13 protein-coding genes and 1 tRNA gene are annotated in these 13090 nt (G+C 38.4%); 3 read left to right on the top strand and 11 right to left on the bottom strand.

What is annotated here, in order from left to right:
- Positions 1 to 25: 25 nt before the first annotated feature.
- The 4 genes from FTV11_RS10110 to queA form a co-directional block, all read right to left on the bottom strand.
- On the bottom strand, positions 26 to 922 hold the full coding sequence (locus FTV11_RS10110; RefSeq protein WP_180073955.1) for a DUF4303 domain-containing protein: 897 nt from the start codon (positions 920 to 922) through the stop codon (positions 26 to 28).
- An 80-nt stretch (positions 923 to 1002) separates the two neighbouring features.
- On the bottom strand, positions 1003 to 1569 hold the full coding sequence (locus tag FTV11_RS10105; RefSeq protein WP_078191268.1) for a LemA family protein: 567 nt from the start codon (positions 1567 to 1569) through the stop codon (positions 1003 to 1005).
- 54 nt (positions 1570 to 1623) lie between these two features.
- Complete coding sequence (locus FTV11_RS10100) at positions 1624 to 2652, bottom strand: hypothetical protein (RefSeq protein WP_180073954.1); 1029 nt, start codon at positions 2650 to 2652, stop codon at positions 1624 to 1626.
- Positions 2653 to 2673: 21 nt separating this feature from the next.
- The gene (gene queA / locus FTV11_RS10095) at positions 2674 to 3714 is read right to left on the bottom strand and encodes a tRNA preQ1(34) S-adenosylmethionine ribosyltransferase-isomerase QueA (RefSeq protein WP_180026753.1); all 1041 of its coding nucleotides are present in this window, start codon (positions 3712 to 3714) and stop codon (positions 2674 to 2676) included.
- Positions 3715 to 3892: 178 nt separating this feature from the next.
- Between queA and FTV11_RS10090 the strand changes: the two genes are divergently transcribed.
- Both FTV11_RS10090 and FTV11_RS10085 read left to right on the top strand, forming a co-directional pair.
- Positions 3893 to 3979: transfer RNA gene (locus FTV11_RS10090), tRNA-Leu, on the top strand.
- Between the two features lie 192 nt (positions 3980 to 4171).
- Positions 4172 to 5476 (top strand): integrase arm-type DNA-binding domain-containing protein, encoded by a 1305-nt coding sequence (locus FTV11_RS10085; protein WP_180073953.1) that lies wholly within the window; start codon positions 4172 to 4174, stop codon positions 5474 to 5476.
- Positions 5477 to 5755: 279 nt separating this feature from the next.
- Here FTV11_RS10085 and FTV11_RS10080 read toward each other — a convergent pair whose 3' ends face one another.
- The 6 genes from FTV11_RS10080 to FTV11_RS10055 all read right to left on the bottom strand — a co-directional run bounded on the left by FTV11_RS10080 (position 5756) and on the right by FTV11_RS10055 (position 11368).
- Positions 5756 to 6025, bottom strand: coding sequence for a hypothetical protein (locus tag FTV11_RS10080; protein ID WP_180073952.1), 270 nt, complete (start codon positions 6023 to 6025; stop codon positions 5756 to 5758).
- A gap of 95 nt (positions 6026 to 6120) precedes the next feature.
- Positions 6121 to 6774: a hypothetical protein gene (locus tag FTV11_RS10075; RefSeq protein WP_180073951.1), complete on the bottom strand. Its 654-nt coding sequence runs from the start codon at positions 6772 to 6774 to the stop codon at positions 6121 to 6123.
- Between the two features lie 433 nt (positions 6775 to 7207).
- Positions 7208 to 8020: an HNH endonuclease gene (locus tag FTV11_RS10070; RefSeq protein WP_180073950.1), complete on the bottom strand. Its 813-nt coding sequence runs from the start codon at positions 8018 to 8020 to the stop codon at positions 7208 to 7210.
- A 736-nt stretch (positions 8021 to 8756) separates the two neighbouring features.
- Positions 8757 to 10052: a Y-family DNA polymerase gene (locus FTV11_RS10065; RefSeq protein WP_180073949.1), complete on the bottom strand. Its 1296-nt coding sequence runs from the start codon at positions 10050 to 10052 to the stop codon at positions 8757 to 8759.
- 30 nt (positions 10053 to 10082) lie between these two features.
- On the bottom strand, positions 10083 to 10664 hold the full coding sequence (locus FTV11_RS10060) for a LexA family transcriptional regulator (protein WP_180073948.1): 582 nt from the start codon (positions 10662 to 10664) through the stop codon (positions 10083 to 10085).
- Positions 10665 to 10747: 83 nt separating this feature from the next.
- Positions 10748 to 11368: an SOS response-associated peptidase gene (locus FTV11_RS10055; protein WP_180073947.1), complete on the bottom strand. Its 621-nt coding sequence runs from the start codon at positions 11366 to 11368 to the stop codon at positions 10748 to 10750.
- Between the two features lie 119 nt (positions 11369 to 11487).
- Here FTV11_RS10055 and FTV11_RS10050 point away from each other — a divergent pair, with 119 nt between their 5' ends.
- Positions 11488 to 11925: a hypothetical protein gene (locus FTV11_RS10050; protein ID WP_180073946.1), complete on the top strand. Its 438-nt coding sequence runs from the start codon at positions 11488 to 11490 to the stop codon at positions 11923 to 11925.
- 59 nt (positions 11926 to 11984) lie between these two features.
- On the opposite strand, the gene FTV11_RS10045 is transcribed toward FTV11_RS10050, so the two are convergent.
- Positions 11985 to 12644: a hypothetical protein gene (locus FTV11_RS10045; RefSeq protein ID WP_180073945.1), complete on the bottom strand. Its 660-nt coding sequence runs from the start codon at positions 12642 to 12644 to the stop codon at positions 11985 to 11987.
- Positions 12645 to 13090: the final 446 nt, after the last annotated feature.

The raw sequence follows: 13090 nt of genomic DNA, 5'->3' as shown, positions 1-13090 counted from the left end.
TGCTCTATTTTCCTTGATTCTGCGGTTAAACGCTAGCTTTGTCGGGTGTTAAGTCTGTAAATTTATAGATTGCGTCTTGTGACAGGGCTTCATCTGAACTCTTGGCATTAAAATAGAACTGGTTAATTCGCTGCAAAATTTCTTCTTTTTCCATCGCAAATGTGCCTTTCGGGTCCGATGTCATGGCTACGATACTGTCAATGAGCTTTTGAATATAGGGATTCGTGGTTGCATAACTTTTTTCTAAGCTTAAGAGATAGATTTCATTGGCAACATGTAAATAGTTATAAGGTTGTATTTCAACGATTTGTGCTAAGTCAATCAGTAGGTCTTTATCATACTGAGACAGCTTCATACGCTTGGGTAAGCTGTCGAGCTTGAGGGGTTGTTTGGATTTGAGAAAATCGTCAAGTTGTGTACTTGGAGGATTTAAAACCTGAGCTGAATAAATTTCTATTTCGGGCTGTGTCGGGACCGTGATAAAAAACAGAATATTGTCCAGTTCTATGCCGTAGGACTGAACCAAGTCGAATTTTGTTTGTTGTATGGCATTGAGCAAGATTGAAAGATGGTTAGCCGATTCAGACTTTATCGTAATTTTTATAGAAGATGGATCAAGGTTTAAATGACCCACTTCATTTACAGATGTTAGTTTAAACTGCGCCAAGTCTTGGTTGAGGGAAAGGGCACTACGAGAGCGCCATTTCGACACATTCCATCGATCATGCGCTGCAAGATATTGAGCAGAATCTTCATCTTCGGCAAAAACACTACGCTGCGTAGAGACAGCGATATAGTCCATGGATAAATAGGAATTGAACACCAACGTACATGCGTAAATATGGTCGTCTTGGTGCTGCTCATAGAGTTTGAAAAACGCCTGAATCAGCACATTTTTCAGTGCATTAATTTGATTTTGCATATTTTATTTTTCTTTCTAGTTTTGGAGGTGCTTGATCACCTCATCATTATTTTTTTACTTTAGTACGTTAAAGCCCGAACTTAAAAGTTCGGACGATAATCAAAATTTTGGCTGGCAGCTTGATCGCGGAAAGGGCGAACCGCTTTTTTACTCAGCAATAGCGTATTAATAATATTGTTAGGAAACACTTGAATGTGGTTGTTGAACAACTCAACGTTGCGGTTAAAAATAGTAATCGCCGCACCGACATTTTCGTTTTGTTCTTCAATTTCATTCATCATTTTCAGATAAATATCATTGGCTTTGAGCTCTGGGTAGTTTTCAACCACAACATTCAGGCTGCGCATTAGATCTTGATTTAAGGCTTCAATACGCTGTAATTGGCTGACATCGGTACTATTGACGTTCAAATTCATAATATTTTGACGGAGTTCAGTGACTTTTGCCAAAGTCCCTTGTTCAAAATTCGAATATTGCTCAACCAGTGGCTGTAATCCATCTAAAATTTTGATTTTTTGACGTTCATAGCTAGCTACATCTGACCATGCACGAATGGTTGCATTGTGATGTCGGACAATGTTGTTGCGAATCATGATTGCACCAATCACCAATGCAATGATGATTAAAACAAAGATCAAAAGCCCCATAAAATTTTATCCTCAAGATAAAAGGTCGTAATTTAAAACATTATTGAATGAAATCTATTTTAAAAACTGCGTTAAGTCGTTTTTCAAATTTTCTAAAGCATTTAATTTAAAGGTTCTGAGATGTCCACGCAATGCCGAAACATCCTGAATTCGTTTTGCTTTACTACTGACTTTAAATAAATCTGTAGAGCCAAGATAGCACATTATTCGGTGGCTCGGATGAAATAGCAGATCACCTTCACGGTTTTGAAAAAAATCCGCTAGTCGGAGGACAAAGCCCGGGCTGAGCAATTTAGCGATTTCCATTTGGTTATCGCCATAAAATTTTAATTTTTGATTGGTTTGAATGTCGCTGCTGTGCCAAGGAAAACTATAGGGATAGCCAAAGTTTTTGCCTGTTGCAGATACGGCAAGACCATGGATGCCAATATCAAAAACGAAGACGCCCCACAGGTCTTTATGAATTTCTTTAACCGTGACTTCATCACCGTCTTTGTCACGTACTTTCAGTTCATTCACATAGTGATAATGAAAGACCATGACTTGATGCTGTTGCTGATTTTCATCTTCCCAAACGGTGCTCGCGAAGGTCTGAATATCATTCGAAAGGCTGCCTTGCTTAAATACGGGGAACATACGTTTAAGATTGCCAATAAATTGTAGATTATTCAGCGGCATTGAAATGTATTGAGGCTGTCGGTTAAAAGCCAGTTGGTATTTTTTTGCGATGCATTCGGTTTCCAAAAACGCAATAACATCTTCGAGCGGGTCATCTTTTTCATAGCTGATATAGGCCCAGAACACCATGGCCAACCCCACAGCAAAGCAGAGCTGTGCCCAGCCATGATCGGGCTGAATTACAATAAACAGCATGAATCCGATACCCAGTGCGGCTAAAGCTAGGGGGAGTAAATTTTCAAATTTGAGTGTAATGGGAGCATTCCATGGATGCAGTCCATCGAGGAGCTCTTGGTGTGTTTTTGCATTTCGGCCTATATCCCAGAGCCGAGCGATATTCTGAAAAACCACAGCATTCTTTTTTCGACGAATATGGATGGAGTGCTTTACAGAATCTATCGGCATAGGGATGATTTCGGCGTAATTTTATTTGTGGTTAATATTATCAATTAACATCGCATCACCATAACTAAAGAAGCGATATTGGCTCTCGACGGCATGGTGATAGGCATTCAAAATATTATCTCGACTGGACAACGCTGACACTAACATCAGCAAGGTAGATTCAGGTAAATGGAAGTTGGTAATTAAACGATCGACTACTTTGAACTCATAACCTGGGTAGATAAAGATCTGTGTATCACCAGTCCAACCCTTGAGTTCGCCGCCATTGGCTTGAGCTGCACTTTCAGTCGCGCGAGTCGCTGTAGTACCGACAGCAATGACTTTATTGCCACGTGCTTTTGTTTCACGGATTAAAGCCATAGATTCTTCTGATACGTCACACCATTCGCTGTGCATGATGTGGTTTTCAATGTCATTGGTGCGCACGGGTAAGAATGTACCAGCACCCACATGCAAGGTAACAAAGGTTTTATTTACGCCTTTGTCTGCCAATTTTTTGAGTAGCGCTTCATCAAAATGTAAGCTTGCTGTTGGTGCTGCAACTGAAGCCAATTTGGTCGGATCGTTAAAAACAGTTTGGTAACGTTCGGTATCAATCGCTTCTGCTTCACGGTTAAAGTAAGGCGGAATCGGTAAAGCACCGTATAAATCTAAAACTTGTAAAATAGGCTGTGAAAATTCCACAACAAATAAGTTTTCATGACGGCCTTGAACGGTCACTTTAACTTCGTCTGGACCAATAAATAATTCCGCACCTTGTTTAGGCGTATTGCTGGCTTTAATGTGGCAATGTGCGGTTTTCGGGTCAAGAATACGTTCAACTAAGACTTCAACTGCACCACCAGTTGCTCGTTTGCCTTTTAAGCGGGCTTTCATCACTTTGGTATCGTTCAGTACCAATAAGTCACCTTCATTGAGCAAGTCTAAAATGTCAGTGAAATGATGGTCGTGATATTCGCCATTTAGATCGAGATGGAGCAGACGTGATGCACTACGTGTTTCGAGTGGATAGCGGGCAATGAGTTCGTCGGGGAGATTGAAGTTAAAGTCAGAAAGTTGCATGTTAAGAAATCTGAAAAGGGGATAATGAAATTTGGCTTAGTATAAGCTTTTTTGGGTTTTAACGCTGAAATTGATGGATTATCCATCTAAAAATTCTTATACGGTTTATTTTTAATCAAATGAGAACATCATGCGTTGACAAGTTTTTGAAACAGTTTATTATACGTTTCAACACCTTCCCGAGGTGGTGAAATTGGTAGACGCGGTGGATTCAAAATCCACTATCAGAGATGATGTGTCGGTTCGAGTCCGACCCTCGGGACCAAAATTCTAAAAGACCCCAAGCTTATTAAGACTTGGGGTTTTTTATTGTCTGAAGGAAATCAATGGTTTACGTGCACTTTGCGTGATATTTCATGCTTTTACATAGTGCCTTTTTAGTACCTTTTTGTGCTCTTGCCTTCAATAATAAACATCCATATAAACATCCAGAATACAAAGCTGGATGTCTAAAAGTATGGCGCGGTTAGTTAAGCCTTTAACTGTGACTCAAATTGAGTCTTCTCAACCCAATTCCAAAGACTATACATTATGCGATGGTGATGGTTTGTACCTTCGGATAAGGAAGTCTGGGACAAAGACGTGGATTTTCCAATACAAGAATAAGCAGGGATCTCGTGTAGTTGTTACGATTGGAAATTATCCTCAATGTAAATTAGCTTTTGCTCGTGAAAAAAGACGAGAGTATTTGACTCTTCAAGCTGAAGGCATTGATCCGAAGGAGTACTTGGAAAAGCTAGAGAGCACTCAAAGCAGAAACTACTCGCTAGAAAGCATCACTAGAACTTGGCTTGATTTGTATGCTGTTAAGAAGCCTTTAGATGAAGAAACCAAGAAAAAGAGATTGAGAAAATTTGAGAACCATCTATTTCCTCATATTGGTAATTTTCAGATCGAAGATGTTAAGCCAAAAGATCTTCGTATTACCTTAAACAAAATCTATGAGACCAGTGCTGATAATGCTCAGAGAATAAGGGCTGATCTAGTACTTATCTTTAGTTATGCCGTTCAGTATGGATACATTGAAGTAAACCATGCAAGAGAAATGGAGAGCCTGGATCTTACTGCACCTAAAAATCACAGACCAGCTTTACCTCTTCTTCGTCTCCCTGAGCTACTAGCACGAATCAAAGCTGACACAGGTGATGAAATGACAAAGCTTTGTTTGGAGTTAAGTTTACATATCTTCATACGTTCATCCGAACTAAGATTTGCAAGATGGGATGAAATCGATTTTAAGAAGAAGCAATGGATAATTCCTGCGAAGCGAAACCATGTCAATGGAGTTAAGCATTCTGATAGGGGAGCTAAAATGAGAGAACCTCATATTGTGCCACTTTCCGAACAGGCTTTAAGTTTATTGGTTAAAGTGAAGCAATTGAGTAGTAGTTCGGAGTTGGTTTTTCCAAGCTCATTTAAGAAAACGACATTCATCTGTGAAAACACCTTTAATACTGCTTTACGACGTATGGGCTACGATACACAAAAAGAGGTTTGCTTTCATGGCTTCAGAGCTATGGCTCGTTCGGCATTAGGTGAATGTGGGTTGTTCCAAAGAGATGCGATTGAAAAGCAGATGAGCCATCAAGAACGCAATGATGTGGTTGGTGCATATACACATGTTGCTGAGTATATGTTGGAACGAAAAAAAATGATGGATTGGTGGAGCCAATATCTAGAGGATATTGCAGTTAAAGGATTCGTTTCACCTTATAGCTATACTAATCCTGAAGTTATCCCTTTTGTGCGAAATATTGCATGAGCCGCGTTTATAGATAACTCAGTAGAGAGTATTGAAGTTTATCCTTTATTAAATTACATTTACTTAGGAGAGCCTGAGCGGTTGCCGCCGCCCAGACCATTAACTTAGTAAGCTGATTGCGAAATCAATACTAGGATAATGATAACGATGACTACTAGAACTCGCATCGTAAACCTCCAAGGTCAATTGGTAACATTGCAGTGTTACATTCATGATTGAACCAAGCATTAAAAAAGCCCCTTTAAGAAGGGGCTTTTTTAATGCACTAAGAAAATGAAACTATACAGTTGCTAATGCTTTGATCTTCTCAATTGGAATATCATTTAAGTATGACTTTTCCTTTAATGCATTCTGAAGGGCAGTAGCAAAATATTCTTGCTTGGTTTTACCTGTAAGTCTGCAAATGATCTCTAACATTCGATGATCTTCAGGTGAAACAATAAATGTAGATTTCGCTGGCTTTGCTCTTAATGGTGTATTGCTTGCAATGATTTCCATAGAGGCAGCAATAGTTGCTCGTATTATTTCATCTTCGTTACTTTGTATCATTTAATCAACGTCCTTGTTGATGGTTACTTGAGTCCTTATTCTAGTGGCATTGGAAATGTGATACCAAATTGGATATTGTCCTGTAAATCAACATGCTAAAACATTAAGTCATTGCAAAGATCCTGGGTATTTACAAGCTTGTTTTTCTCATCAAAAACTAAATGTAATTTGGGGTTCTTGAGTTTGGAATAGTTTTTCACACACATAACGCAATAGGCTTGTTCTGATAATTTTGTAGTAAGTTTATAGGCACTACTTTGATTCATACTTGAAGTACTCCACATTTTGCAAGCTGTATCTTGACCTAGCCATAAATGTAGAGTTCCCTTAATTTTTTGCAAAGTTACCACTGGATATTCACCAGTCATTGGACTCCAGTTTTTTAGATTTGTATAACCAAGCATGCTGTACTCCTGTATACGATCTATAGCCTCCCTTAGAGTGGGATAAGGCTTGCTATCGAGCCAATAACCATCATCCTGTTTAAGCAAAAGTCCATAAGAAGTTCCTGTTGGGATCACTTCCAACTGTGAAGAATAAATGGGGGTGTTTTTACTTTGCTGAGGTAGGTTGCTGATAGGAGGGACTATTTGTTGGGGTTGAGGTGTATGTTCATAGTATTTTTCGAGTAAGAGGTCGTATGCCATTATGGTAAGTAATTCTATTGGTTTTCCTATACGCTGAGACAAGTGTTCGAGAGCTATTAGATAAGCTTTTGGTGGTATTGGGAATTGTACTGGTCTAGTCATTGTTTACTCAACGGGATCGATTAATGGTGGGTGAAACTATGACAAAGAAGTTTTCATAATGGAAATAATTTAAATGAATCAGTGGTTTACGTACGTGCGTACGTACTTAAAGAGGCTTGATTTTCATGAGAAATCATAAAATATTGTCAGACATAATATGAGCACTCTCATAAAATCTTGTGCTCAAGTGAAGAATATTTTATTTAAGATTGAGATCGTTTAGGAACTGAATTGGTCTCAACCTGAGACCAATGATTGCTTTTGAGTTTGGCACCTCCGGTGCCTTATGTGACTCTTTCTTCAATTTAAAGATTGACGAGGGTTTCCTTGTAAAACCAGCATAGCCTATCAATCGCTCTCTAAAGTCTATTCATGTGGGAGTGAATAATCTCTAGTGCGTTTGATAGGTTGTCCTAAAGGTTAGTACTTCAGATTAGTTGCGAAACAGATTGTCTCGATGCCATTGTAAATATTCATTATGGCGAGGATCTATCTTGCTTAGCTTCATACTTGATGAGATACCTAGTTGATCTAATGTATCCTTGCTAAGTTTAGGGCTAATCATGATTGAGCCTGCACCATCGAAGCTGATCAGTCCCTTATCAAATGCTTTATCTAATGTAGGGGATAATAACAAACCATTAAATTGATCTAGTCGTTCCTTGTTGTTAGAGGCACTCCATGGCTTGATATGTGAAGCTATGAGTAAGTCGTTAATCGTGCAACCTGTTACAGCACAACCATTCCAATAATCACACAAAGCATTTCTGTAAGTACCTTGGCCAATACGAGCTTTGATTAAGGCATCTTTCTCTGTTTGGTTTTGAGCTTCATCTGATTCATCTAATGTAATGTTACTTATTGATGTTATTGGTTTTCCACATATAGTACTTAAGAACTCTTCAAGTTCAGGGGTATCATCAAATCCAAAGTCTAGCCCAAATCTTTCGGGCTTTTTCTTAGGAGTCGGTTTTGTGTACGGATTTAACTTTTTATTAAAGCTACGCATATTTGAGCAGAAATATTCTGACTGAATGGGATCAGCATGTACGCCTGAGATTTTAAGTAAATTAGTCCGCTTAGAGAAAAATGTGTCATGAATAACTAAAGGAAATCTATTGGTTTTTTTTACATAAATTGGATGATTAAGTTTAGGATGTGTGAATTCAATAACATAAGATTTTTCAAGGTTTCTAGTGAAATCTAATGTCTTTAAATGAGTCTGAATTTCAAGTGATGATATCATTATCTTTCCTTAGAGTGTTTTTGTAGTAGATGACACATTCCACACTTATCAATTACTAAGCTTGGAAAGGTGAATAACCAATCTTCATTGAATCTACATGTGTCAGGTAGCTATTAAATTGATTATGTACATCAGCATTAGGTTTGCAAGAAGAATTCTACTAGGCGTGAAAATTAGCCTAATGATGAAAATAAACCAATAAAAAACAGCCAGATGGATCAAGCCATCTGACTGTTTGTTTTGTGATGCAACCTAAGATTAGCTTTCACAAGCTAAGCCTTAGCTCGAAACTTGCAACACAACAACCGAAAAGGTTTAGTTAAGTTAGAGCTCGTTTGTAGGCGACGCAAGTATTTTATAGAGAATTTTCAATACAAAAGTTTTGAGAAAAATGCTCACATTACTACGAGGGTAGTGTCCTAACATTTGAACACCCCATACCCCCATCTACCCCCCCATACCTCTATTCAGAAAAGGATTCTTTAGGGTAGAAAACACAAGATGAATTGTTTTGGTTGATGTCCTATCTTCGACTTGTTTAACACAAGGTTGGACAGTCCACCTGCCACCCCCTTTACATATTAGGAAAGCCAATGTTAGACACATTGCTATGAATAGGTCTCAGTGTGATACCAATTATTGCTCTAACTATCTCAGGCTGAGACAGTTAGCATTCATTAGATATCAATGTGAGACACTTGAGATGAGCAACTGCACAATCCAATGCAATATCGGTTTATTTAACAACAAGTAGTTGATCCCATTGGAAGTAGTTCTGGGTCAGTCTATCGCGTGCCATATTCCATGTTCTATTAGGTAGCATACTTGCTCCAAGGCCCAGCTTCTTCTTCCCATATTTTGTATGAATGGCTTCGAGAGAATCCATCAAGCTATCACTTAATGCAATGGTTTTCATATCAGTGAAGATATCAAAGGAGTGGCTGCTCTTAGGCTCTAAGCATGTAAGGATAACGCCACACTTCTTGTATGCAATATCTTTGGTAAACAGTCCATCTATCATTGCAGTGGCGAGCTTAGAAAGCACTAAGACGTTATCTGTTGGTTCAGGTAATGGAAGTGATAAAGACTTATTGTAGAAGGGTTTTGATGTATCGAATGGATTAGATTGAACGAAACCAATTAGACAGCCACATAACAATCCGTCATCTCTTAAACGATGTACTGCATCTTGAACATAAAAGGTCATCGCTTCTTTAAGATCATCAATGTGATATACACGTTGTCCAAAGGAACGACTAGCTATGATCTGTTTCTTTGCTTCAGGTGTATGCTCTAATTCAATGCATGATAAGCCATGCAATTCTAGAATTGTTCTGTGCATTACTATTGAAAATTGGTCTTTGATCATGAGAGGGGAAGCCATAACAAAATCAAGTACAGAGTGAATGCCTAAGCTTTTCAGCTTCTTTGTATGCTTTCTACCAACTCCCCAAATTTCACTTACATCAATGCGGCTGTAGAGAGATTCAGTAGAGCAAGGGTCCATTGAAACTAGATTACATACACCATTAAGGTAAGCATTCTTCTTAGCAATATGGTTGGCTATCTTGGCTTCTGTTTTGGAGCGGCCTATACCAATGCAAGCGGGTAAACCAAGCCATTTAAGTAAGCGCTGTAGAATTTGTAAGGCATACTCTGTGAGGTCGTGGTTTGCAGCATAAGCTGTGAGATCGAGAAAGCATTCATCAATGGAGTAGATCTCTTGTTCTTGTGGCGTAACAAAATCAGAGAGTATCTTCATAAACCTGCGTGACATCTCTGCATAAAGTGCATAGTTGCTTGATAGCACTACGACTTGGTGCTTCTCTACGATGTCCTTAATTTGAAAGAGTGGGACACCCATTTTGATGCCCAAATCTTTAGCTTCTTGAGAACGTGCAACAGCACAACCATCATTGTTTGATAAGACAATAACAGGTCTTCCATTCAAGCTAGGTCTAAAGACTCTTTCACAACTGACATAGCAGTTATTGATGTCTACTAAAGCATAGATTCGATGTTTACGATTCATGTGATGAAACCAAAATGAAAAGGTTCTGTATTACTTATGCTTTTTGAATGACTTTAATACGAAGGTAACAACTCCCCACACAACTACTTCCTGCCCATCATGAAAATGGATGTTTGGATAATCTGGATTTTCAGCTTTAAGCCAACGGTTTTTTCCTTCTTCGATCATTAGCCGTTTGACAGTAAATTCATTATCAATCCATACGACTACGATGTCTTCGTGTTTAGCTTCTAGGCTACGATCTACTACAAGTTCATCATTAATGTCGATACCAGCACCTAGCATTGATTGCGAGGAAACAGTTACGACGAATGTTGCTGCTTCATTTTTGATGAGGTGCTCATTCATATCGAGCGTTTGTTCAATATAGTCTTGAGCAGGGGAAGGAAAGCCAGCAGAAACTTTTTCAGAAGCGAGCGGAATTCGCATAAATGTAGTTGGGTCAACCTGAGTAATGGATGCTACATCGTTAAAGATAGGTTTCTTGTTTTCAGCGAGGAAATGCTTTATTTCAATAACTTTAGATTCGGGTACTCGGATGACTTTAGTTGGTTCTTCATATAAGGCTTTGCGCCCTGATCCTTGTCGACTGCCACCATGATTACTAGTCATAAGACCCTCACTTGAAAAAGTTACATAATCAAATGTTAGATTATGTAGTTTGATTCATACAAGCTTGATCTGATGAGTGGTAGTTACCTTGGCATGTGTGATGAAGTGAATTCTTTAGGATTCATGAGCTTAAAAAATTGTGGAGCATCTTCAAAATTACAGTGAAGCCAGTCATCTCTAAGTTCATTTGGTATAACGATAATCGAGCGTTTTTCATCTTCTGGTTTATGGAAATGAGACATCAATGAGTGCTCTTCTGCATTGATGGTAAGCATGGACATGGAGCGTACCTGTTGCCCATTTAGGAGGATATTTTCATATATGGCTGCTACCATAAAAGGTAAGCCATCATCTCTGTATATGCCCCATCTTTGGGCTTTGCCATTGACATATTTAGGTTCATAAATTGTTTGAACTGGGATGAGTGCAAACTGACTTCGATACCAAGCATTCCTGAAAATTGGCTTTTCATGGACTGTCTCAGTACGAGCATTGTAAGTCATACGACCTATTTTCATGTCCTTGGCCCACTTTGGTATCAATCCAAACTTAACGGATCTCCATTCGATTCCTTCTTTACCTGCAAAGATGAGAGGGCTATCACTTAACGGGTAGAGGTCATCACTGAAAACCAAATTCATAGGTTCTGGTAGGTTAAGAAGCTTAGCTTGATTTGGTCTTATAGGGCGAAAATTAGCACACATGAAAACCCCCGTTTTGCTCATCCTAGAAGGCAATAGTTTCATTGAGTGTAATGCCGCACTCCGTGCGGTGAGAGTGAGTCTTTGAAGCTCATTCATTTATCGTTAAAGGAGTTGCCCGCATGGACATTTCAACAATTACAACAGTTACATTAACAGAAGCTGAAATTCAAGAAGCTGTTAAACAATACATTCAAAATAATGGTTTGGATTTAGAAAACAAGGACGTTGAATTTACAACTCAATTACCTAAGGAAATCCAGATTGTTGTGTCCAAATCTATTACCAAAGACAGCGCAAATCATGACTTAAAATCAACTGCTCAGCCAGGAATACCAAATGTGAATCAATTTGCATTAGAGCAAAAGCCATTAATTCAAAATAAGGATGCGAATTCAGAGCAACATGAAGTATCAACTCCAAGTCACCCTATAAAACGTCGCAATCTTTTCGCTATTGATGACGAAAGTGAATCCACTAATACACCTACACAAACCAGAAATTCATTTGAGGAAAGTAAATTAATGCCATCAAGACCTCCAAAAGGAATTTTTGCTTGAATTGAACATTCCTGATTTGAAGATGTAATTACCTAAATGAATCACCAATATAGTTGAAGTTAGAAAGTTAACGTGCGCTTCAAATTCTTTGGTGGAGTTTGTGTGATTTCATCTTCTTCGTCATCAAATTCAATTGGAGTGGTCATCATTCCTGCAGTTGGGAGGCTTAATTTCAGTGTTTCTAATTGTTCCACTGATTTAGAGTTACTTTGATTCTGAATCTTGCTTTCAACGGAGTGTAAATCCATTTTCAATTGATTCCAACGTAACTCTACAGAATCATAATGTGAGTATTCAGGGATGATGGCTTTAGGATTGATGAGTAGATAACCGCGCTTTATATCGCAAACTAACTGATGTTCCTTTAATTCAGACCTGCATTTTTTCAATCTATTCTTATCAGTTTCATTAAAATCATGAACAGCTAGATTTACGATATTTGTGCGTGAATCTCTCAATGAAACCAATTTCCAAAAAAATGCTAATGTTGTTGGTTTGAGTTGTAGGAAGATACTTGTAACATCAAGACCTTCTGGGAACTTTCTCTCTTTAATAGAATGATCATAAAAGGATGTATATCCTTTTCGACCAATACAAAAATACGGAGCAGTCCTGTATTGCTGGTTTTTTAGCTTGGTCATTTGTAGAGTTTCACCACCTTCAAGTGAAACTAAATCAGTTTTTAAAGTATCTGTGAGCTGGCTTGCATCAATTGACATTGTTTACCTCGGTATAGCACAACAGCATGGTAAGTACCTGTGACGCACTTATCTGGTATGTGAAAGTGCTTATTTAGATACAGAAAACTTACCTAAGTGTTTGATAATATTGTATGGATGAACGGCATAAGTATATATAGAGGACGAAAGAGTCTCTAATAAACTACCGTTTCAGAGAGCGAAGCTCCCGAACCATTACTATCTATATGCTATAAGGGTAATTCTCTAATCTATAGCATGCCTATAGTTTTGGGGAGAGTTTGGTGTGTTGGTGTACAGCTTTGAGATGAACTGACTATATGATGATCACTTGTGAGAGTTAAGTTGGTTCTATGGCCAACCTATATGATGTCTATGACCTTTCATCTACTTTCCCCATTAACCTTCGTCATAAGTACTGCGTACTTCTTCCTCGTTATGGGGACGTAGATGAAAGGCCTAAACTT

It is taken from the genome of Acinetobacter sp. YH12231 (assembly GCF_013417755.1).
In the GTDB taxonomy this organism is placed as follows: domain Bacteria; phylum Pseudomonadota; class Gammaproteobacteria; order Pseudomonadales; family Moraxellaceae; genus Acinetobacter; species Acinetobacter amyesii.
Note: the sequence above shows the minus strand (reverse complement) of the source record. Positions and strands in the feature narration are given on the sequence as shown.

Coding starts and splice junctions, on each gene's coding strand:
- FTV11_RS10055 (WP_180073947.1), bottom strand. CDS start 11,368: ATGTGTGCTAATTTTCGCCCTATAAGACCAAATCAAGCTAAGCTTCTT.
- FTV11_RS10050 (WP_180073946.1), top strand. CDS start 11,488: ATGGACATTTCAACAATTACAACAGTTACATTAACAGAAGCTGAAATT.
- FTV11_RS10045 (WP_180073945.1), bottom strand. CDS start 12,644: ATGTCAATTGATGCAAGCCAGCTCACAGATACTTTAAAAACTGATTTA.
- FTV11_RS10060 (WP_180073948.1), bottom strand. CDS start 10,664: ATGACTAGTAATCATGGTGGCAGTCGACAAGGATCAGGGCGCAAAGCC.
- FTV11_RS10065 (WP_180073949.1), bottom strand. CDS start 10,052: ATGAATCGTAAACATCGAATCTATGCTTTAGTAGACATCAATAACTGC.
- FTV11_RS10100 (WP_180073954.1), bottom strand. CDS start 2,652: ATGCCGATAGATTCTGTAAAGCACTCCATCCATATTCGTCGAAAAAAG.
- FTV11_RS10085 (WP_180073953.1), top strand. CDS start 4,172: ATGGCGCGGTTAGTTAAGCCTTTAACTGTGACTCAAATTGAGTCTTCT.
- FTV11_RS10110 (WP_180073955.1), bottom strand. CDS start 922: ATGCAAAATCAAATTAATGCACTGAAAAATGTGCTGATTCAGGCGTTT.
- FTV11_RS10070 (WP_180073950.1), bottom strand. CDS start 8,020: ATGATATCATCACTTGAAATTCAGACTCATTTAAAGACATTAGATTTC.
- FTV11_RS10075 (WP_180073951.1), bottom strand. CDS start 6,774: ATGACTAGACCAGTACAATTCCCAATACCACCAAAAGCTTATCTAATA.
- FTV11_RS10105 (WP_078191268.1), bottom strand. CDS start 1,569: ATGGGGCTTTTGATCTTTGTTTTAATCATCATTGCATTGGTGATTGGT.
- queA (WP_180026753.1), bottom strand. CDS start 3,714: ATGCAACTTTCTGACTTTAACTTCAATCTCCCCGACGAACTCATTGCC.
- FTV11_RS10080 (WP_180073952.1), bottom strand. CDS start 6,025: ATGATACAAAGTAACGAAGATGAAATAATACGAGCAACTATTGCTGCC.